The following is a 19399-nucleotide window of genomic DNA, read 5'->3' as shown; positions in this document are numbered from 1 at the left end:
TAGAAGATGCGTGACCAATTAGGGGCTTACCATTTTGTTTAATAGCAAAATTTTTTATTCCTCTAACCATTGTCAGCTCACAAAAGTTACCTCGACGTTTCTATGAAACAAAAATGTGCGTACTTTTTTTCACCTTATCGAAACATCATAATGAAAAAGCAATCAAGCAAACTCACATATTGGAGGAATAAAAATGATTACTCATTTACAAGATACAATCACATTAAATAATGGCTTACAAATGCCTGGTATGGGTTTAGGTGTTTTCCAAGTCGAGAATGGCGCTACTGCAGAAATGGTCAAAAACGCCATCGAGGTCGGCTATCGAAGCATCGATACAGCTGCTATTTATGGCAATGAAGAAGGTGTAGGAGAAGGTATTAAACAGGCACTAACATCCACTAGTTTACAACGTGAAGACCTGTTTATTACATCAAAAGTGTGGAACGATGGATTAAGCTATGAGGAAACTATTACAGCCTATGAAAAGAGTTTAGAAAAACTGGGTTTAGATTATCTAGATCTTTATCTTATTCATTGGCCAGGTAAAGATAAATATACTGACTCTTGGAAGGCTCTAGAAGACTTATATGATCAAGGTAAGATAAAAGCAATTGGCGTATGTAATTTCACAGCCTCACACTTACAAAACTTACTATCATTTGCTCGCATTAAGCCTGTTATCAATCAAGTGGAATTTCATCCACGCTTACAGCAAGCTGAGCTTCATTCATTCTGTAATAACCACCAAATTCAACTGGAGGCTTGGGCACCTTTAATGCAAGGTGGGCTTCTTGAAGATGAAACGATTTCGAAAATCGCAATAAAATATGGAAAATCTAATGCTCAAGTTATTTTGCGCTGGGATGTACAAAACGGCATTATTGCGATTCCAAAATCTGTGCGTCGAGAACGCATGCTACAAAATGCTGATATCTTCGACTTCCTTCTAACAGACGAAGAAATGGCTACAATCAATGCGATGAATCTTGAACAGCGTGTCGGACCGAATCCAAATGAATTCGACTTTGCTCTATAAGCATAAAAAGAGGAAAAGAGACTATCTTACATGTGACAGTCTCTTTCTCCCCTCATTACGATGTTTGCTGCATTGCGATATCTTCATCACGTTGTTTTAACAGTACATCTTCACCTTTATCCTGTAATAATTCAACATGCTTTTCGCCCCAAGTGCAAAGCATGTTCAGAATAGGTTCCATCCCTTGTCCATAGGTCGTTAATGAATATTCGACTTTTGGTGGTACTTGATTGAAGACCTTTCGATGAATTAATCCAGCCTGCTCTAACTCTCTTAATTGACTTGTAAGCATTTTTTGAGAAATACCCGGAATTAATCGGCGAAACTCATTTGTTCGAATTTTACCATGGTGGTTTAAATGACAAAGAATGACTGGTTTCCATTTACCGCCGATAACTTCAAGCGTAGCTTCAACACCAATATTATAAACTTTTTGCATTGTGACCCCCTGTAATATTCAAAAGTAACTAAAAGTACCGTACATATCTTTTAGGTATGTATGAATAGTACTACACACAATAAAAAAAATCAAAGGAGATTTTAATAGTATGTCAAAATCAAAAGAGTCAAGTGCTAAATTAACCTTACTAGCTCTTGCAATCAGTGCATTCGGTATAGGTTCCACTGAATTTATCAGCGTTGGACTTCTACCATTAATTACAGATGACTTTGGTATCTCTCTAAGCACAGCTGGCTTAACCGTTTCTATATATGCACTAGGGGTAACTGTTGGAGCTCCATTATTAACAGCCTTAACATCACGCCTTAGTCGAAAAACCGTATTATTGCTTGTCATGACCATCTTTATAGTAGGTAACTTAGCAGTCGCTTTAGCACCTAATTTCTCTTTATTATTAATCGGACGTATTATTTCAGCATTAGCACACGGTGTGTTTATGTCCATCGCTTCCGTTATAGCGGCTGATGTAGTGGAACCAAATAAACGAGCCAGTGCTATTGCCTTTATGTTTACAGGCTTAACTTTGGCTACTGTAACAGGTGTTCCACTTGGTACATTTATTGGTCAAGTAACAGACTGGCGGATGTCGTTCATCTTTATCGTCGTCATTGGGATTATCGGTTTAATTAGTAATGCGATCTTAGTACCTAACCAATTGTCGAAAGGCAATCCTATCTCTATTCGTGATATTGGCAAAGTATTAGGCAATATTCGCATGATTTTAATATTGTTCATTACCGCAATTGGATACGGTGGTGCCTTTGTTGTCTACACATATATTTCACCTATTTTAGAGCAATATATGGGGTATTCTCCTCATGCAGTAGTCATTATTTTAGTGGTCTATGGTATTTGCGTTGCGATCGGTAATACATTAGGTGGTCATTTTGCTAATCATAATCCGCTACGTTCTATCTTTATTATTTTTGTAGGACTTGCCTTGGCGTTGCTCGGCATTGGCTTCATGCTCGAATCACCTATTATCGGATTAATCATGGTATTAGTAATGGGCTTATTTATGTTTATGAATGTCCCAGGATTGCAGCTATATGCTGTTCTACTGTCTGAAAAATATGTACCATCAGCTATTTCTATGGCCTCAGCATTAAATATTTCTGCCTTCAACATTGGTATATTTTTAGGGTCCTATATTGGGGGCTTTATTATTCACCATCAATCATTAGCGCATACTCCCTTGTATGGATTTTTAATGGTTATGCTGGCAGCAATTGTTACATTAGTCTGGTACATTTTCGATAATAAAAAACAATAGGAAGTCAAATTTCATTTTGTATAAAAAAGAAGTAGAGAATGTGTATTGTTTGTTGATATGTTGTGTCCTATAATTTACTTGAATCAAACGAGAATGATTATCATTCTAGGTTAAGATGACATTCTTACTGTTTTAGTAAATTAATAGGAGTGAATAGCAATGTGTAGAGGTCGATATTTTTCATTTGTCCTTTTACTTGCACTAATGTTCGTGTTAGGTGCCTGTGGCTCAAATGAAGTAAAAGAGGATACAGCGAAAGAAGATCAATCAACTAAAGATACAAGAATTGTAGAAGATGAGTTTGGAAAAGTAGAAATTCCTACAAACCCACAGCGTGTAGCTGCTATCTATATGGAAGATTATTTAACTGCCTTGGATGTAAAACCTGTTGTGCAATGGTATCACCCATCATGGGGTAAACAGGACTATTTAGGATTAGATGTTCCTGAGTTCGACATTACTGGTAGTATGGAAACATTACTACAAGCTAAGCCTGATTTAATCATTGTGGATGGCGCCGCGGATAAGGCAAAATATGAAGAATACTCAAAGATTGCACCTACTTACCGCTTAAAAGAAGATATTCTACAAAATCCACGTGAAATTGTAAAAACAATAGCTGATGTTTTAAATATTCCTGATAAAGCAAAGGAAATCGTTGATAAATATGAGCAACGTGTATCCGATTTAAAAGCAAAATTAGATGAATCAATTGGAGACGAAACAGTTGCTGTTGTACGTCTAAATGTCGCAGATAATACATTAGCTTTATTTGGCATTCAAAATCGCTACACTGGCTATATTTACACAGAAACGGGCTTGACACCACATCCATTAGCACGTGATATGACAGAGTTTCATGAAGTCTTATCTGAAGAGGCTATTCCAGAGCTAGATGCGGATCATATCATCCTTTTCCCTTCAAATGGCACTTGGGATTCGAAAGAAAATCAAGAAGCGATTAAATGGTTAGATAGTACACTATGGAAAACAGTACCTGCTGTTAAAAATGGGCATGTCTATATTGCGGATCGAACATATTGGCAGTCTGGAGCTATCACAGCTAACCTGCTGAAATATGATGATCTTGAAAAATGGTTCGTGAAATAATTTTCAAAAGAAAGCTCTATGAGGGCTTTCTTTGCATAGCGTTGAAAAACAAAACCATCCATAAAATTTTTGTGAAAGATGAAAATGGATTTCCGTTGCAGGCTACTTGCTTTCCTGTGGGCGAGCGCTGAGCCGCTTCCTCCGTGCAGGGGCTCGCCTGTCTCGCTATCCCATGGGAGTCAAGTAGCCTTCCACTCCAACCCACAAAAATGGTACCTTTTTAGCAAAGGTTTTCAAATAAAGTGAAGGTGTTTGCTACTTATTTTATGGAGGATGATTGTCATTCATCACTTCTCCATATTGAAAATAAGAGCCTATCCCCTCTAAGAATACAGATAATGGGCTATTTGATCGCTATACTACTATGAAAAAAAGTAAAGACACTTTGCAGAATGGTTGATTGTAGGGGATTTAGCGTCACAGATGAGACCCTGGAGCGAGCGTAAGTGAGTGAAGCGGCTCATCGGACGCCCCCTGGAAAGGGCGCTGGCGGAACGGAAATCAACCTTTCACCTTGCAAATTTGCTTTTTCTGCCGTTGACATCATCTTTTTTCAACAACATGAAAGAAAGCTCTTCAGAGAGCTTTCTTTGTGTTGTTCTCCAAATTCAATTATAAAGGGGTGAATCATCAATGGGTAACTTAACACATGTCTATACGTTACAAACTATTTCTTATGTGATTCAATCAACGAACAAGCAGCAGTTTAATAGTGATTTCTATACACTTTTCATCGTAATGAGTGGCAGCGGAAAGCTAGAAATAGATCATAACACCATTCATCTTAGTGAAGAAAAGTGCATATCGATTCCTCCTAATAACACGGCTAATATACGCATTCAAAACGAGCACCTTTGTTTTTATCAATTACAGTTCAACATTGTCCATCTTAGCAATAAACAGACTACTAGCCCTTTTAAGCGTGTCAAAGAGCAACGTCTCCTCCCCTTTTCGCAATGTCGTAGACTGCTAGAAGCCATTTATCAGAACCGTCTAGCGGAGGATGAGCACACCATCTTTGAGCAGCATGTACACTTTCAAGAGCTGATGTTATTGCTCTTACATCAAACAATACCCAAGCTGGTGCAAAAAAATGATCGTCAATCTGTTGAGCAATCCATTAACTATTTGCATAAACATTTTGAAAAAGAGTGGACTGTCGAGCAGTTGGCAGAGCTAGCTGATGTTCCAAGATGGAATTATACCCGTATGTTCAAAGAGATTACAGGGCAAATCCCTCTTCACTATTTAAATAACATTCGCATTGAAAAAGCCAAGCAATTATTAATGACAACAAATGATCGGGTATTTGAAATTAGTCAGTCTATCGGATTTAATAATGAGTATTATTTCAATCGTCGTTTTAAAGAACATGTCGGCATCTCTCCAGGACAATATAGAAGAAACCAAAGCAGCAATCTACGTGTATTTGCACCATTCTTAGAAGACTTCTTTGTCGCCCTTGGGATTACACCAATTGCTCAATTCAGTCATCCAAAATGGGGAAAACAAGACTATTTAGGTCTTCAAGAAGTGCCTGATATCGATGTACAAAATGGAGAAATGGATCGACTCCTTCACTATAAACCAACATTAATTATGCTAGATGCAGGTATAGAGCGATGGGAATCCTGTCATCATTTAAATGAAGTAGCTCCCATCTGTCATATCTCACATCCTGGAGAGAACTGGCAGTCTACTTTGTTTAAGATTGCTGATTTAACAGGAAAAACCGCCTTGATGCAAGACGTGATCCTACAATATGAGGATAAGGTACAGCAAGCAAAAGGAATTCTTAGTAAATCCGTTTATGGGCAAAGTGTGGCATTTCTTCGCATTTCAGCCATTGGCATTACTCTATATGCGGGTCCTGAATGTGGCTATACGGGGCCAATTTTATATCGTGACCTCGGTTTAATGCCACATCCACTTGTCTGGAGTATTCCGCACAATCAACGTAAAGCACCACTGACATTTGATCAATTGCTGCAATTAGATGCGGATCATTTATTTATTACTTTTGATAAACAACATTCCATTTACGAGAACGAGGAGCGTACGATTTTAAAAACTTCTATGTGGAAAAATCTAGCTGCAGTTAAAACCAACTGTGTATATGAAGTGGATTTTTTAACATGGATGAATTACGGTATTCTGTCTCATAGTAAAAAAATTGATGATGTCTTACATGTTCTCGGCTAAAAGAGGAAGCTCACTTTGGCTTCCTTTTTAAATGATTAGGACAGACATTGCACTGCAAAATAACACCTAAAGACGTTTAGCTACATAAGATAAGATATCAGCTATAGGATAGGAGGAATTACATTGTATTACAATCCTTATCCGTACTTTGTTCATCCTTATCATTACCCAACGTCGCCACTTGCCCAGCAGCTTGCCGTTAGACCTATTCCTCAACATTTAGCAATGCCGAACACTACCCCCTTTCCACCTGTCGACACACATAAATTAAAAATGTCAGCTACACGGATAAAGGCGATCATGCAACAGGCTCAATTGCTTACGGATAAAATTGATAGCTCTCAACAATTTGCACATGATCTAATGAATGCTGCACAGCTTTCAAATAAAACAGAGGTTGATAAATTAATCACATCAACAGGCATTACGATGAAATTTGATGCAAATTATACACCAGACAATTTCAGAATACGTCTTATGGATAATGGTTGTTGTGGCATAACCATAAATTTAAGTTGGTAAAAAAATTTACCCTTATATCTCTATCGAACTTGTAAACTATAAAATTCTATGCTAAAGTGTTTTTATTATTATTTCTGAAAATTCTTATATCACTTTTCTTATCAAGAGAGACGGAGGGATTGGCCCGATGAAGTCTCAGCAACCAGCTCAACAGTATGGTGCTAATTCCAATTGGCAAAATTTTAAGCCTGAAAGATGAGAAGAAGAACTACCGTTGCTTATTCTGGAGTCCTCTTCTAAGGGGACTCTTTTTTATGTTCTACTAATTTTAACAGAAAGCAGTGAAATCAATGTCAAACCAACTTTTACAAGCATTACAATTATTAAAATCAAAACAATGGGTTGATTTAACACATACATTCGGCCCTAATTCCCCACATTTTTTTATGTTTGAAGATGCTAAATTTGAAACATTATTCTCTCATGATGACGGGTTCTTCGCACAACAATTCACGTTCCCAGGACAATATGGCACACATATCGACCCACCCATTCATTTTGTGCGAGACTCCCGCTATCTAGAAGAATTAGAACTAAAAGAACTAGTTCTTCCTCTTGTCGTCATTGATAAATCACGAGAAGCTGCTAACAATCATGACTTCTCGCTAAGTGTGCAAGATATTTTTGATTTTGAAGCACAACATGGAGTAATTGAAGCAGGTACCTTTGTAGCGCTACGTACAGATTGGAGTAAGCGCTGGCCAGATAAAGAGGCATTTAGTAACCAAGATATGGATGGACATAACCATATACCAGGCTGGGGCTTAGAGGCATTACAATTTTTATTGAAGGAACGTCAAATAAGTGCACTTGGCCATGAAACATTTGATACTGATTCAGCCGCTGATTTTCACAAAAATGGTAAGCTAGATGGCGAATACTTCGTGCTTGAACAAAACATCTATCAAATTGAGTTGATGACTAACTTGGACAAGCTACCTGCGAAGGGGGCAATTATCTTCAATATCGTCCCTAAGCCTGAAAAGGCATCTGGATTCCCTGTACGCTCATTTGCTATTTTGCCATAACACAAAGGTCTGTACGATTCATATGTTGAATCATACAGACCTTTATTTTCGTATATTTCTTTTTTTGAATAGATAGTAAACGATGAGCATTACGAGGCCAAACAATAGGATAAGATAAATACTATAATGGGATAAATAATAACCAACAAACCGCCACTTCTCCCCAAGCATCCTCCCTAACGTTATAAATGTGAAAGTCCAGATAAATGCCCCTGTATAGGCAAAAAAAGCAAACTTTCTATATGGATAATTATTAATTGCCGCAATATAGGCTGTCAGATGCCGTACACCAGGTATAAAATAGCCTATTAATAATAAAGTTGGCCCAATTTTAGTAAACAGTTGTTTTGTAAAATCAATTTTTTGCTCCGTAATATGAATTTTGGGTCCATATTTCTGCAATAATGGTAAGCCAAAACGATAGCCGATATAGTAGCTTAAGGTAATACCGCCAACTGCACCAATCATTGCACTTACTAAAGCGGGAATGTGTTCAAGGCTTTCTATATAAACGCTGTAGCCAACATATGTTAGAAAGACCTCATCAGGAAGTGGCAACCCAACAATGCCTCCAATTAGGATCACGATAATACCCAAATACCCGTAATGTTCAATTAGAGATTGCACATGATGTGCCATATAACATCCCACCCAAAATTTATTAAAACGCATTGATTAACAAGTTCCTTCAATAGATCTAAGAGAACCTGAGGCATCGACTTTAAGACCTTCAGCAGCTTTATATCATTTGAAACTGCCGTAAAGCAAAGTCAATACCACCTTCAGTGGAACTCTTTGTAACAAAATTCGCAACTGCTTTTAGAGCTGCACTACCATTTCCCATAGCAATACCTAGCCCTACATGCTCTAACATATCAATATCATTATCCCCATCTCCAAAAGCAATAGCATTCTCAGGATCAATGTTAAAATGGTCTAGTACCGCTTCAACAGCTATCGATTTGGCAACATCCTGCTGTAATACATTCACAATATAAGGATGCCATCGCTGCCAAAATATATGCGGAAATTGGCTAGCATATCTTTTTTCAGCCTCCTCATCTGCATATAGACACATGAGAAAAACTTCTTCATCCACAATTTTTTCATTCACAACCGGAAAATTTCGTAAAGATAGAGTTGCCTGCATCGCATTGAAAGCAGCTGGATGCTGGATGCCATTCATCGATAGTTGCTCTGTAAAAAATGTGAGGCTATGCTGCTGTTCACGTGCAAAAGCTTGTACATTTTGAACAATATCTTTAGCAATAGGTGTTTTATGTATGATTAAATCCTTGTGTTTCACATATGCCCCATTTGCTGTAATAAAGGTTTCAATCCCCAGCGCTTGTATCTCCTGATACATCGATAAAGGTCTTCCTGTAGCCGCTACAAGGTGAATTCCTCTCTCCTGCAAAAGTTGAATGGCCTGCTTTGTGCTTTCTTCCACACAGCCATCCTCGTAATTAATCAGTGTTCCATCCACATCAAAAAATATGATATTATAATTCATCTTAAGCCGCCTTTATAAAACAGTACTTTAGAATCACAAACATTTAATTCATTCCTTATACTTAATGAAAAGTATGAAAGTATTTTGACAAACTTTCAGCAAACTCTATAACTTACATTAACAGCACCGATAAATACTATTACAAGCATAGATTTAATGACAATTAACTATAAAACAGATGAATATTTTTATTTTAATAATTCTAAAGGAGTATACCAAAGAACACAGAATTGTTAAAATAAAAGATATCCACTTAAATACATTGAACGATAAACATTTACGTATAAATAGAGCAAAAGAAACAAAATTTTAGAGCCTGCAAAGGAGTTGATTCTTATGGCATTTAACATTTACTACTATGAAAGTAGTGTAGATTGTAAATTTTGCAAAAAGCATTTTACAACTTATAAAGTACGCCCTAATCGATATAAAATCATCGAGGAGCAAACAGATTTCATGCCTGTTTATGATGGCTTAAATCCTTTGCTGTATGAGGTTGCTGTTTGTCCCCATTGCGGCTATGCCTACCATAAGTCTATGACACGGACATATGGACCTTTCATGCAACTCATTGATGAAATTTACATTAAAGAGCTCCAGAAGCCGATGGATATTTGTCAGGAACGTACAATCGATGATGCCATTGTCAGTTTTAAGCTTGCTTATTTGGTATCACGTGCTTCCATGGAGGAATCCCTTTTAATGGCGAATTTCGCCTTGAAAATTGCTTGGCTTTATCGTTTAAAAACCGATGAGGAATCCGAAAAGCGTTACCTTTTTGCAGCTAGAGACTTTTATAGTAAATCCTTTGCATCCAATCAGGAGGGTGGAGAAAGAATCCAGTTTTTACATGCTGAATTAAGCCTTCGACTCGGTGATATTGTAGAAGCTAAAAAAGGATTCTCACGTTTAATTGCCGATCGAAATGTATCACCAAAATATCGAAAGCTTGCGCGTAATCGTTGGGAAAATTATAAATATGACGAACAACCTATAACAGTTAATGAAATCATTAATTGATTTGACGAGGAGAGGACTAGTTATGTTGCTATTCCATAAAAGAATTGATGTGAGAGAAGAGGACATATTTTCAGAGTTACATCATTTTTTATTAAGAAAAAATAATCGCTACTTAACAAACGATGAGATAGTCGCTTTAACAGGAGTGTCACCTGAACTCCTTTACAAATGGGTAAAAGCAGGAAAGTTAAAAAAGTCCATTTTCCCTAATTTAGGAGCGCCCTGTGAACGATGTGGACAAATTACACAAGCTAAAATTTGTGTGAGCTGCTCCTCCTCCATTGTTGGTACATTAAAGCAAGAAGAAAAGGATCGTGCATGGTTCAATCAAATTCAACGTAACCATGTTAGAGCAAGCACCTATCACTATAAATAATGATAAAACATCTCCACTTTACAAATGGGGATGTTTTTTTGCCAATATAGGCAAATTTAAACAAAATTTAAACAAACTCTTCCTAAGCTTTAAACTTCGCTCCTTATAATAAGTATCAATATAAGAAGAAGGGCTGATTATTAATGAAAAAAGATAGGAAACGTAAGGTTTTATTAAGTATTGCACTGACAAGTTTAATGACACTAAACGGAGTAACTAGTGTCTCTGCGGCTGTCACTGCAAATGAAGAACAGCTCAATATTGAACTTAATTCAACAGTCAAACAGGTTAGGTCTTCTAATGAAACGTTATTAGATTGGAAAAAATGGGTAAACGATCATGCCTATAGCCTGTCCTCCATTCAACCTGAAACATTTAATGGACAAAAAATTCCATCTAGTGAATTTGAGGATTTAGAGATGCTAAAGCCATTATTACATGATAAGCGCATTGTCTTTTTAGGAGAGAGCTCTCATGGTGTTGCACAATTTAATCTAGCTAAAACACGTTTAATACAATTTTTACATCAAGAAATGGGCTATAATGTTCTCGCTTTTGAAAGTGGCATGGGAAATGTGATGAACGCCCAAGGAAAAATTGACAAACAAGCGGCTCTACAAACAATGAAGGATGGTATTTTCGGTGTATGGTGGACAAAAGAAACCCTTCCTCTGTTTGAATACGCCAAAACAACTTATACAACAAAGCAACCCCTTGTTCTCACGGGCTTTGATATTCAACAACAAGGGGCATTCACGAATGGAGATTGGCTGCACAATCCTCAATTAGCTCAACAATTCAGTGAAGCAGAGCAACAACTCGCTGAATGGAGCTCAGGAAAAGATTTAAAGGGCTATCAAAAAGAAAAGGCAACAATTATCAATGTGTATAAACAAGTAAAGGCACAAGTACAGTTAAAAGAAAAAGAGTTGCAAACAGCATATCCAAATGAACCCCACATTGTAAAACTGATGGAGCGTACTTTAGCAGATCGTATTCGTTTAGCAAATGAATATGTTGAACTAACTATTCAGGCCAATATTGACCTTGAACAAAATAATATAGAGTCATTTTTACAAACAATGGAATGGCGAGATCAGGCAATGGGTGAAAACTTACTTTGGTTAGCTGAAAAGGTTTATCCAACAGAAAAGTTTATCGTGTGGGCACATAATGACCATATTCGTAAAGCACAATCGGATGTAATGGGTTCCCCTTATCCAGTCAAATTAATGGGCGAACGTTTACCAGACATCTACAAGAAATATAGCTATGTACTAGGCCTATACATGGGAAGTGGCGAGACAGCAAATAATATGGGTGAACCGATGGCTGTATTACCACCTATCAAGGGATCTATTGAGGATATTCTGTCTACAAAAAATAAACCATATACATTCATCGATATGCGCAATCGTCAAAATGAGCGAGGCAACTCATGGATGTTTGAGCCTCGCATAGGCTATAGCTGGGGCGTTATGCAGGAAAGCTTTGTTCCACGCGATCAATACGATGGTATTCTCTTGATCGATAAAGTAAGTAAACCGCATTATGTAAAATAACCTCTCTTATAAAATAATCGCAAACTAGATTCCCTAGTTTGCGATTACTTTATGTATCCATGGATATCGTATCCCATTCCTCGTCTTGATACCCAATCATCCAAAATAAGCCTCTACGCCTTTCCATCACAACACTTTCATTTAACGCTAAAGGAGCTGTCTGTCCATTAATTCAACTATCTACACAAGCCCAATGCAATCTATAAATTTTATCAGCCTCGTCTAAAATTTCTTCCTTACTGCGCATAATTGTTTGTTGGTAAAACTGTTCAAACGTTTCGCAGCTTGAAACAGCTTGAATCGCATATTCACAATCACAAACATCTTCCGGAAAATCTAACTCTTCCACCATACCTAATGCCCAAATGAGTGTCCAATAGGCTTCATATTGCCATGAAATATTGACAGCCTCTTGCGTACTAGGATGCTGCGCCCCCAGAAAGAGCCTTTCTTGCTCCGTTAAGAATGGTTGTACTTTATATTTATGTAGCATATCGGTAAAGAATTCCCTAGACCCTTCAATATCGCCATTTTGTGCTACGTCACAGGCGAATTGAATAACAATCAATAGGGCAACTGCTCTTCTTGCGATATCCTCTTGACTTTTAAAGTGGAGATTTTCTAATGGTGATAGCTGAGGAAGAGAAGCAGCGTAAGGAATCTCTCGTTCTGTTAAAAAAGCGATCGTTTTATTTTTTCGCACTTCTCCCTGTGCTGATGCTACCTCATGCGTATTTATTTTTCTTGTACAAGCATGGGGTCTAAAGTCAGATGGACCCGATTCCCCGTTAGGATAAACAATCACGCTACCGTTTTGATCCAGCAAAGTACCGTCTGGTAGAAAACCAATACCGCCTATCCTTGTTAGTAGTCTTGTAAATAGCTGCATATGCTCGTCTGTCATAGCCCTATCCATCTCGATTGCAATGACTGTATTGAGCACAGCTATTTGAATCATTACTCGTTCTTTTAGCTGTTCATCTTTAAAGGGAATAGTATCGTAATAGCCCATCATCCCAGGGATATTTTTTGCAAAATAATCAGGGTTCATATCTTCAGTTAAAATGTTCATCGAGCATCTACATTTTTTAAAAAGCCCTTTAGATTTCAATAAATATCCGCTATCTTGTTTTTCAATAGCAAAGCCTTTGGCAAATACGTCGGCTATTTTAGCATGCATATCATCTAGATCATTTTTGGAAGCAAATATCGTAAAATGATTCAAACTACTCTCTCCTTTGTAACATATAGCATTTCAGTATCCAATTTTCCAAACCATTCAGTACTTGGCTAAATAATTGTTTATTTTTTCGTAATACCTCATGTTCCATCCAATAAGCCAGCAAAGAGCGCCATTCTTCCTCATTTATCATTGTTGTTGGTGTGATTCCCTGCTGCATCATATAGCAAACAGCTCGGATAGCTGTCAGTCTCTCTACTTCACTACCATCTAACCACTCAAATAGTGTCCCTGCACTTGGCTGTGATACTGCTAAAAGCGAGTCCCAGCCATCGATCGGAAATGCAACATAGGGCTTCATCCATGTAATAATGTTTGGGTGCTGGAAATGGCGTAATCGATGTAATGCCGTATAGGCATCCATGTTATCTTTTTCAATATCCTGTAGGATAAGAGCCAGCCCTTCGTCTACTGGTAAACAATGCGCCGTTAAATAATCACGTAGCCAGGCTGGAAGTTCAGCATTCCCTTGCCAAAGTTCCTTTACCCATCTTTCAGCCTCGTCAGTACACACCGTTACTAGAACTTCACCCCAAGCTTTTTGTTGTGCTGAAGTCTGTGCTTGTTCAACTCTTTGTTGAAGTGCCTCATATATCCTTACCTTATCAAATTGCCAAAAAGCCTCTTGAATGCTTGTTTCTCTTACGCCATGCATGGAAACATAATGAAGTAAAGATTCTAAGCTTGATTTAGCCTGCTGTAAATTAGAGCTTAAATATTGTTCCAGCCACGTTAACCATATTTGTGACCTAGTCAGATTAACATCCAATCCCTCCCCACTACAAAATTGTTGATGCTGTCCACAGTCTACACCAATACAGCCTAGCGTGGTCGCAATGTCGACATAAGCAGGAAAGCTTAAGGCAAGCAAATTAAATTCATCTTCTTCATGACTCCAATACCAAATCGATTCGTCCTCAAGTTTGAGGAGAAGGGCATCTCCGTTACCTGCCGTAAAAAATTGTAAGTATTGCTGTTCATGCAATTCATCATCCCCTCCAAAATAGGGGAAATCCAAATCATTTAAGCTCCAGCCAAAATCTCCAGAAGGCGTATCCAGCAATTCTGTAGGCAAGATAGCTTCGTCAGGGAGAGACCAATAAATAGTTACTTGCTGCGAGCAATTTAGTAAGAGATGACGGAACTCATTAGGGATTTGTACGCCAAGTCGTGCCTCTACCTGCTGTAAATCATGTTCAGTAGCGACTGCTCGTATTTCAATCGGATGTACATAAGCTCCTTGCCACTTCAATCGCTTTATTAAATGTTGCCAACGCTCAATCCACATTGCAGCTCACCTCCACATAGGCTAAAATGATTTCTTTCGTCTTATTTTTATCGTCAGAAAATCATCTACTGATTAGGTTCATTTCCAACGCAATAAAAAATGCTATTATTTTACTGATATATAAGCCTTCAAATATGCTAAATTACTTAACTCTATACGGTCTTTTTTAGTAAGTAACAGTGAATTATTTGACTTTCTTTACTTCCATCATAATTTTTGTCACATACTCTTCTTCTCGATTTTTTATAACAGCATCATAAACGTATTCCTCATAAACGTATTGACCAAGCTCATAGCCTTTTTCATGCATGACATTAAATAAACGTGTATAGGTCTCTCCAAGCTTCGCAGAGGGCCCAACATGATAACCAATAACGAATTCCCCCTCTATTGCTTTAAAGTAAGGATGACCTTCTCTTGGATTAGGCTGCTCAATATATAAATAGCTGTAATTATCGTAATTGCCAGCTAATACTTGTTCTCTCCTCGTAATCCCTCCGATTGGATAACCTGTATCTAATTGAGAGCGATCTAATTCCTCGATAAAATCCGATACAGCCTTCACAAACTGCTCTTCAGTAGAATCTTCGATATTTTTACTTAGGTATAATGTATCTTCAGGAAAGTACTCAATCGTGATGTCATCAAAATGTAGATGTAGAGCTTCCTCAGTCGTTTTGATTTTGACATCAATAATATTTTCAATCATTTCGAGCTCTCGACGTTTCTTCGCAACAATTTCTTTTTGTTGATGCATCAATTCTAAAAAATTCTCTGGTGATTTCTCTGCCATATACTGCTGAATATCCTTCAAGGACATTCCAACTGCTTTTAATAACTCAATAACACTAAAAAAATCATATTGAGCAAGTGAATAATACCGATAATCTTTACTATCCTTCATGATGGGAGATAATAATCCAATTTGATCGTAATAAATGAGTGTTTGCTTATTAACCTTACAAATTTTAGCAAATTCCCCAGTTGTAAAATATTTTACATTTTTATTAAGCATTTTTTGAGCTTCCTCCCTTGACTATATAGTAACTATATACTTTAAATTGTACCTATTCACAATAAAAATAGAAAGGTTTTGACATTATGTTCACGGAGATTCGTGACATTACAGCTTTCAACAAGAAAGAAATTTTAGCTTTACGCATCGCAGACAATCAGCAACATTTTATTGAAACGACAGACCAATGCTTAACAGAGGCAGAAATGGATCGACGCTTTACTCCTTTAGGTCTGTATAAAGATAACACTGTTATAGGCTTCGCTATGTATGGATTATTCCCTCATGAAGATTACAGTCAACGCGTTTGGCTCGATCGCTATCTAATTGATGAACAATACCAAGGGCAAGGTTTAGGTAAACATTTTTTACAGCAACTTATTCATTACTTAACAGTAAAGTTCAACTGTTCACAAATATATTTAAGTGTTTATGACAATAACGCAGTAGCTATTCAGCTGTATAAACGATTTGGTTTTATATTTAATGGTGAACTAGATGACAAAGGGGAAAAAGTAATGGTGTTGGAGGTGCATGGACATGACAACCATTAATCCTATTGAAACAAGACCACTGAAACCATTATTTCTTTCATACTTATTCCCCGCAATGATCGGTATGCTTTTGATGTCCGTCAATATTTTGGTAGATGGTATTTTCGTTAGTCATGGCGTGGGTCCTACAGCGTTAGCTGGGGTTAATATAGCCGTTCCCATTTTCTCTATTTTGCTTTCTATTTCTCTATGGATTGGTATGGGAGGAGCTACGCTTTTCTCAATTTCTCTTGGGGAGGGCAATAGGCAACGAGCCCATCAGCTCTTTACATTAGCATTTATAATGATGTTACTAGTCGTGCTAACGATTATCGGATTCCTTGCATTCAATTTAAAAGATATTTCTTATATATTTGGGGCAAGCGATGATACGTATCCCTATGTACAGGAATACCTACATGTTATTTTACTGTTTGGCGTGTTTTACACACTAGAAAATCTACTAAGTATTTTTATTCGAAATGATGGTAACCCAAAGCTTGCTATGCTGGGCTTAATTACAACATCAGTATTGAATATACTCTTAAATTATATCTTTATCTTCGTACTAGATTATGGTGTGACTGGCTGTGCCTTAGCAACAGCAATCGCCACTATTATAGGTACGTCTGTACTTTGTCTTCATTTTTTCCGTCCACAATCTGAGTTAAAGTTTGTCTCTTCATTTTTTAATCTATCAGATCTCAGAAAAATATTTGCTATTGGACTACCTAGCTTTATCGTTGAAGCTTCCGTAGCAGTTATCGTTATTTTGTATAATGTTACCTTCTTGCACTACTTAGGGGCAAATGGCGTAACAGCCTATGCAATGGTCAACTATATCCATACTGTATTGTTAACGATTTTCCTTGGCATCGGTATGGCACTACAACCATTAGTGAGCTATCACCATGGGGCGAGATTACTAGAACGATTAACAGCATTATTAAAAATAGGGCTAGCTACTGCATTTATTTTAGGGTTAACGACGGCACTTATCGCAATGCTTTTCCCTTCTCAATTAATGGCATTATTTGGAGATAGCTCCTTTGAAATTCGTAGTTTGGCAGCACAGGGCTTTGTTCACTTTGCCATTGGCTATGTATTTTTAGGAATCAATATGGTGTTCGCAGAATTTTTTCAATCCATTGAAAAAATTCGTATTGCCACAACCATTATGTTACTACGCAGTATTATTTTATTTATCCCTACCCTCATCGTACTACCCAAACTACTTGGCTCTCAGGCCATTTGGTGGACCTTCCCGGTAGCAGAGGGCATTACAGCATTGCTCATTTACTTGTATATTAAAAAAAATCCAAGAACCATTTCCTCTCTAAAAAATGCTTAAATAGAAAGGGGCCTCATCATGGCCCCTTTCTTACTTTTTATTCAAATATTCATCACGCAACATACTCATAATAATCCCATCCGAAAATGCATTGTTCATAAACAAAGCCTGTCTTAAAATAACTTCTGTATTTGAAACCGACCTTCTCATAGGATTTAATGGCTCTACTATTATGGAAATACACCTGTAATTCTAAGCGGTTCAGGTTTAGCTCCTCAAATATAAATTTTTGAGCAAGTTGTACGGCTTCAGAGCCATATCCTCTACCGCACTCCTCGATACTATGTAAGGCTATAATGAAACATTGCTTTTTTATTAGTTAAGTCGATCTCGATAATCGCCAATTACTTGATCGTTGTCAATTGAACAAATAGCAAAATCATAGCGCGAGGCATCTTCTTTAAAACGTTGAATCGCCTCTTTAATGTGTTCTTTTGTAAATATGTTACGCGTTCCTGTCATATACATGATTTCTTCATTTTGAAAGCACCTTGCAATACGATCGATATCATCCTCACGAATGGCTCTTAAATAGACTCTTTGACCTTTTATCATGATAGACTCCTCTTTCACATGAAATAAGGAACCATCTTGTACGTAGATGATTCCTTTGTCAAAACTATTCCATTTACTTTTCATTGGGTATTGGTACCGATTTCTTTACAGGCTCTTCCGAGGAGGTTACACCTAGAATATCGAGCAGGAACATAAACAGCGGAATACCAATGATTAACCCCCATACACCAAGGAAATGCTCTGAGAAGAGGATGACCATAAACGTATAGAAAATCGGTAAATCTGTCTTTGCGGACATCAGCTTTGGATTTAAGAAATAAGCTTCAATGGCATGTAATACCATGACAATGACTAAAATATAGACAATGTACATTAAGCCACCGATACTATATGCGATAATACTTAGTGGAATTAGTGAAATAATAACTCCTGCGACTGGCACTAAACCTAAAATAAAGAGCATAATCCCAAGAGCAATCAGATGTGGAAAGCCCATTATAGAAAGGGCAATCACTGATAACACACAGTTGACAGCAGCAATAATAAATTGAGCCTCAATTACTTTACCAAATGAGCGGATGAAAATTCTTGAAAAATAATGAAGTTCATCATAAAGTGGTCCAACTTTACTATCCTTAAACTTGGCTGTAAACTCAATAATGCGTTTCTTTTCCAACAAGATGAACAAGCTCAATATTAGAGAAATCAAAATTTGCATAATGATTTTACCAATATTCGTAATATTTTTAAGAGTTAAATCCACACCCTGCTCTAAATATTTTCCAAGTTCGATTTTCTCAAAAGTTGGCGCTAAATATCTGGCAATCTCATTGTCATCTGGATCGAGATTAAAGCTGGCAATAAGATCGAAAAGCTGGGTAATTTGCTGGGTTACAATCGGCAAATACTTGTAAATTACCGCAACAATACCTGCGACAAGTAAAAGGTACAATGTTACTGTAACAGCCTTTTCATTCATCGGTGTATATTTTCTTATGCTTTTCGTTGTCTTCGTAGTAAGCTGATTCATCAAATAGGTAATAATAAACGTCAGCAAAATTAAGTTGATCATACTACGCATTAAATACAATGCAACTGCAATCCCAACTAGAAGAATAATACGTTTAAATCCATTACTCCGAAAGAAATTACTCATTTATTCACTCCTTCTACAAAACGGCCTCGCTGCCTCTGCTACCTAGGGCTACACTATCAACTAAACATAAGCAGTATAAAATTGATTTACAACAATACGCATCATTCTTATGTAAAAATTTCCCTCTCATTTAATGAGTATAGCCATCTACCTTCAAAATAAGACGAAATTCATGTTTCTTTAGAAGTGTCTGTA

17 protein-coding genes, 2 pseudogenes and 1 riboswitch are annotated in these 19399 nt (G+C 37.2%); of the genes and pseudogenes, 11 read left to right on the top strand and 8 right to left on the bottom strand.

The features are described from left to right. The first annotated feature begins 193 nt into the window (after positions 1–193). On the top strand, positions 194–1039 hold the full coding sequence (locus tag AC6BKE_RS04925) for an aldo/keto reductase (protein WP_499856067.1): 846 nt from the start codon (positions 194–196) through the stop codon (positions 1037–1039). Between the two features lie 55 nt (positions 1040–1094). Here AC6BKE_RS04925 and AC6BKE_RS04920 read toward each other — a convergent pair whose 3' ends face one another. Next, positions 1095–1478 (bottom strand): winged helix-turn-helix transcriptional regulator, encoded by a 384-nt coding sequence (locus AC6BKE_RS04920; RefSeq protein ID WP_036128717.1) that lies wholly within the window; start codon positions 1476–1478, stop codon positions 1095–1097. A 109-nt stretch (positions 1479–1587) separates the two neighbouring features. Between AC6BKE_RS04920 and AC6BKE_RS04915 the strand changes: the two genes are divergently transcribed. The 5 genes from AC6BKE_RS04915 (at position 1588) to AC6BKE_RS04895 (ending at position 7634) form a co-directional block, all read left to right on the top strand. Beyond that, the gene (locus AC6BKE_RS04915; RefSeq protein WP_141904202.1) at positions 1588–2772 is read left to right on the top strand and encodes an MFS transporter; all 1185 of its coding nucleotides are present in this window, start codon (positions 1588–1590) and stop codon (positions 2770–2772) included. Between the two features lie 159 nt (positions 2773–2931). Continuing rightward, positions 2932–3882 (top strand): ABC transporter substrate-binding protein, encoded by a 951-nt coding sequence (locus AC6BKE_RS04910; RefSeq protein WP_342544420.1) that lies wholly within the window; start codon positions 2932–2934, stop codon positions 3880–3882. A 633-nt stretch (positions 3883–4515) separates the two neighbouring features. Further along, entirely contained in the window at positions 4516–6084 is a 1569-nt protein-coding gene (locus tag AC6BKE_RS04905; RefSeq protein WP_036128726.1) for a helix-turn-helix domain-containing protein, read from the top strand. Positions 6085–6207: 123 nt separating this feature from the next. After that, entirely contained in the window at positions 6208–6606 is a 399-nt protein-coding gene (locus AC6BKE_RS04900; RefSeq protein ID WP_036128728.1) for a YuzC family spore coat inner layer protein, read from the top strand. A 95-nt stretch (positions 6607–6701) separates the two neighbouring features. Further along, positions 6702–6808: riboswitch (SAM riboswitch) on the top strand. Between the two features lie 88 nt (positions 6809–6896). After that, positions 6897–7634 carry a cyclase family protein gene (locus tag AC6BKE_RS04895; protein WP_342504348.1) on the top strand — a complete coding sequence of 246 codons (738 nt, stop codon included), beginning with the start codon at positions 6897–6899 and terminating at the stop codon, positions 7632–7634. Positions 7635–7676: 42 nt separating this feature from the next. Here AC6BKE_RS04895 and AC6BKE_RS04890 read toward each other — a convergent pair whose 3' ends face one another. Next, positions 7677–8273: a DedA family protein gene (locus AC6BKE_RS04890; protein ID WP_036128732.1), complete on the bottom strand. Its 597-nt coding sequence runs from the start codon at positions 8271–8273 to the stop codon at positions 7677–7679. Between the two features lie 100 nt (positions 8274–8373). Beyond that, positions 8374–9147, bottom strand: coding sequence for a Cof-type HAD-IIB family hydrolase (locus AC6BKE_RS04885; protein WP_499856062.1), 774 nt, complete (start codon positions 9145–9147; stop codon positions 8374–8376). Between the two features lie 336 nt (positions 9148–9483). On the opposite strand from AC6BKE_RS04885, the gene AC6BKE_RS04880 reads away from it, so the two are divergent. The 3 genes from AC6BKE_RS04880 (at position 9484) to AC6BKE_RS04870 (ending at position 12105) form a co-directional block, all read left to right on the top strand. Beyond that, positions 9484–10167, top strand: coding sequence for a DUF2225 domain-containing protein (locus tag AC6BKE_RS04880; protein ID WP_036128736.1), 684 nt, complete (start codon positions 9484–9486; stop codon positions 10165–10167). 22 nt (positions 10168–10189) lie between these two features. Then, complete coding sequence (locus AC6BKE_RS04875; RefSeq protein WP_036128737.1) at positions 10190–10543, top strand: hypothetical protein; 354 nt, start codon at positions 10190–10192, stop codon at positions 10541–10543. 143 nt (positions 10544–10686) lie between these two features. Beyond that, a complete protein-coding gene (locus tag AC6BKE_RS04870; RefSeq protein ID WP_499856059.1) occupies positions 10687–12105 on the top strand; it encodes an erythromycin esterase family protein in 1419 nt (472 codons plus the stop codon). A gap of 49 nt (positions 12106–12154) precedes the next feature. Here AC6BKE_RS04870 and AC6BKE_RS04865 read toward each other — a convergent pair. From AC6BKE_RS04865 to AC6BKE_RS04855, 3 genes and pseudogenes are all read right to left on the bottom strand, one after another. After that, positions 12155–13330 (bottom strand): annotated as a pseudogene (locus AC6BKE_RS04865) (DUF4272 domain-containing protein). 1 nt (position 13331) lies between these two features. Continuing rightward, a complete protein-coding gene (locus AC6BKE_RS04860) occupies positions 13332–14633 on the bottom strand; it encodes an SMI1/KNR4 family protein (RefSeq protein ID WP_499856057.1) in 1302 nt (433 codons plus the stop codon). Between the two features lie 184 nt (positions 14634–14817). Further along, entirely contained in the window at positions 14818–15648 is an 831-nt protein-coding gene (locus AC6BKE_RS04855) for a MerR family transcriptional regulator (protein WP_036128745.1), read from the bottom strand. Positions 15649–15734: 86 nt separating this feature from the next. Between AC6BKE_RS04855 and AC6BKE_RS04850 the strand changes: the two genes are divergently transcribed. Together AC6BKE_RS04850 and AC6BKE_RS04845 are read left to right on the top strand one after the other, a co-directional pair. Then, on the top strand, positions 15735–16202 hold the full coding sequence (locus AC6BKE_RS04850) for a GNAT family N-acetyltransferase (protein ID WP_036128746.1): 468 nt from the start codon (positions 15735–15737) through the stop codon (positions 16200–16202). Next, positions 16189–17532, top strand: coding sequence for an MATE family efflux transporter (locus AC6BKE_RS04845; protein WP_058845250.1), 1344 nt, complete (start codon positions 16189–16191; stop codon positions 17530–17532). The genes AC6BKE_RS04850 and AC6BKE_RS04845 overlap by 14 nt, the downstream gene beginning before the upstream one ends. 30 nt (positions 17533–17562) lie before the next feature. On the opposite strand, the pseudogene AC6BKE_RS04840 reads toward AC6BKE_RS04845, so the two are convergent. Together AC6BKE_RS04840 and AC6BKE_RS04835 are read right to left on the bottom strand one after the other, a co-directional pair. Further along, positions 17563–18087: pseudogene (locus AC6BKE_RS04840) on the bottom strand (GNAT family N-acetyltransferase). Positions 18088–18160: 73 nt separating this feature from the next. Next, positions 18161–19204 carry an AI-2E family transporter gene (locus tag AC6BKE_RS04835; RefSeq protein ID WP_058845249.1) on the bottom strand — a complete coding sequence of 348 codons (1044 nt, stop codon included), beginning with the start codon at positions 19202–19204 and terminating at the stop codon, positions 18161–18163. Positions 19205–19399 lie beyond the last annotated feature (195 nt).

The organism is Lysinibacillus sp. COL-1 (assembly GCF_059814265.1).
Note: the sequence above shows the minus strand (reverse complement) of the source record. Positions and strands in the feature narration are given on the sequence as shown.